At 34.8% G+C, this 2,698-nt stretch carries 3 protein-coding genes and 1 pseudogene; 3 read left to right on the top strand and 1 reads right to left on the bottom strand.

Translation table 11 applies throughout. The features are described 5' to 3' along the window. A pseudogene (locus tag PHI38_RS10210) lies at nt 1-214 on the bottom strand (dihydroorotase); the annotation flags it as partial. Nucleotides 215-281: 67 nt separating this feature from the next. Here PHI38_RS10210 and PHI38_RS10205 point away from each other — a divergent pair. The 3 genes from PHI38_RS10205 to PHI38_RS10195 all read left to right on the top strand — a co-directional run. Next, nucleotides 282-647, top strand: a complete 366-nt coding sequence (locus PHI38_RS10205; protein WP_299855780.1) for a c-type cytochrome — start codon at nt 282-284, stop codon at nt 645-647. Further along, a complete protein-coding gene (gene lpxB, locus PHI38_RS10200; protein WP_299855778.1) occupies nt 644-1,690 on the top strand; it encodes a lipid-A-disaccharide synthase in 1,047 nt (348 codons plus the stop codon). Before PHI38_RS10205 ends, lpxB begins: the two co-directional genes overlap by 4 nt. Nucleotides 1,691-1,719: 29 nt before the next feature. Continuing rightward, nucleotides 1,720-2,698 (top strand): DegT/DnrJ/EryC1/StrS aminotransferase family protein (locus PHI38_RS10195; protein WP_299855776.1); only part of this gene is annotated, 979 nt, incomplete at its 3' end.

Raw genomic sequence — 2,698 nt, 5'->3', positions numbered from 1 at the left:
GTGCAACCGCTTTTATGTTTTTTTCATTTAGCGTTGAGTCTGTAGTCTTTATATTTAAATCCACTAAAAGTGGCATAAGGTAGAGGCCTTTTGCATCAGTTGTCTCATCGCCTTTTATATCTATGCCGATCTCTGCAATGACCCCATTTTCCACTCTTAAATCACACTCTCTCTCACCATTAACATCACATACAATTGCACTCTTAAAAATCATAAACACTGCCCTCTTTAAAAAATGAATTTGGTATAATGCTAAAATTATAGACAATAAAGGCTTAGAATTGCGTTTTTTATTTTTTATTTTCCTCCTTATCTCGTTTGCTAAATCTTCTGAGTCGCCATACGAATTAGGAAAAAGTTTATATATGAAAAATGGATGTTATAGTTGCCATGGAAGAGATTTAGAAGGTATGCATAACTATCCATATTTAGCCAACCGTGCTAAAGGTTATATGTCATACAAACTAAAGAGGTTTCGCTCAAAGATATCAGAAAACCAACAGCAAGATTTGATGATACCTTTTGCTCTTAATTTAAGTGATGAAGATATAGAAAACCTTACAACTTTTATGTATGAGTTTGTTAAAGAAGAGAGTAAAAAAAAGTATGATGACAAGTTCTATAGAGAGGGGGATGGTGGTTCATGAAAATTTTAGTAAGTGCGCTTGAACACTCTGCAAATATTCATCTAAAATCATTAAAACAAGAGTTAAGTGATGATGTTGAATTTATCGGTATTTTTGATAGAGACTTAGGTAATAGCATAGTTGATTTAAGAGCTCTCTCCATCATGGGCTTTGTAGATGCGCTAAAGAAACTCTTTTTTTTTATAAAACTAAATAATCAAATGCTTGAGCTTGCTAAAGAAGCTGATAAAGTTCTACTCATAGACTCATCAGGGTTCAACCTCCCACTCGCTAAAAAAATCAAGAAAAAATATCCTCATAAAGAGATAATCTACTATATATTGCCTCAAGCTTGGGCATGGAAAAAGAAACGTATCCCTATCTTAGAGCAAACCATAGACCATTTAGCTTCTATTTTGCCATTTGAAAAAGAGTACTACTCACCAAGCGCTCCTATTTCGTATGTTGGGCATCCGTTACTTGATCAGATAAGCGAATTTAAAGAGAGTGTAGAGAGTGAAGTAAAAAAAGTTGTCTTTATGCCAGGAAGTAGAAAAGGCGAGATAAAAAAACTTCTTCCCATCTTTAGGGAGATTCAAAAAGAGCTTAACGCTGAGTCGATTATTATCATTCCAAAACACTTCTCTAAAGAAGATATAAAAGAAGTTTATGGTAATCTTGCGGGTTTTAAAATAGCCCACGATACGCACAAGACGCTTCTTGAGGCGGATTTTGCTTTTATATGTAGTGGAACGGCAACGCTAGAGGCTTCACTGATTGGTACACCTTTTATTTTGACATATATTGCTAAGGGATTTGATTATTTCATAGCAAGCAGACTTGTTAAGTTAGAGTATATCGGACTTGCAAATATTATGTTCTCAAAATTCAATGGCAGAGCCCTTCATCCTGAGTTTATACAAGAGGATGTTACGTCTAAGAATCTCTTAAGGGCATACCATGAGTATAACAGAGAGAAGTTTTTAAATGACTCAAAAGCACTCAGGGGTTATTTAGAGCATGGCAGTTCAAAAACAGTTGCAAAAATACTCGAAAAATCTTAAACAGATTTAATTACTAGGATAAAAACTAAATGAAAATAAACTTAATAGATCTACAAGCACAATACAAAAAATATGAATCTGAGATAAATAGCGAAGTTATGGAAGTCTTTAACTCTGCACAATTTATTGGCGGAGAGAAGCTAAATACGCTAGAGAAAGGCTTAGAAGCTTATACAGGTGCAAAACATGCAATCGGTTGTAGTAGTGGAACTGACGCACTTCTTTTAGCTTTAATGGCTCTTGATATTGGCGAAGGCGATGAAGTTATTACAACACCATTTACATTTATTGCAACTGCTGAAGTTATTGCTCTTTTGGGTGCAAAGAGTATTTTTGTTGATATTGATGAAGAGAGTTACAACATAGACCCATCAAAGATTGAAGCAGTTATCACTGATAGAACTAAAGCTATTATCCCAGTTTCACTTTATGGTCAATGTGCTGATATGGACGCTATAAACGATATAGCAAAAAGACACAATCTCATGGTAATCGAAGATGCATGTCAAAGTTTTGGTGCATCATATAATGATAAAAAATCATGTAACCTCTCAACTATCGCATGTACAAGCTTTTTCCCATCTAAGCCACTTGGCGCTTATGGTGATGGTGGAGCTATCTTTACAAGTGATGATGAACTTGCAACAAAAATGAGAATGCTCTTAAATCATGGTCAAAATGAGAGATATAAACATAAATATATTGGAATTAACGGTCGTCTTGATGCACTCCAAGCAGCAATACTTAATGTTAAACTAAAACACTTTGAAGAAGAAGCAAGACTTAGAGATGAGATTGGCTCAAGATATAGTGATTTACTTGAAGATGCAGATGTTATCACTCCTAAAATTGCAGAGGGCAACATAAGTGTATATGCACAGTACTCAATCAGAGTAAAAGATAGAGAAGCAATGGTTGCAAAACTATCTGAGCTTGGAGTTCCAACTGCTGTTCACTATCCTGTACCTCTTCACATGCAAGAAGCTTTTAAATATCTAGGTTACAGTG

Source organism: Sulfurimonas sp., from assembly GCF_028694895.1.
Classification (GTDB): Bacteria; Campylobacterota; Campylobacteria; order Campylobacterales; family Sulfurimonadaceae; genus Sulfurimonas.
This window is presented reverse-complemented; position numbering and strand designations above follow the sequence as displayed.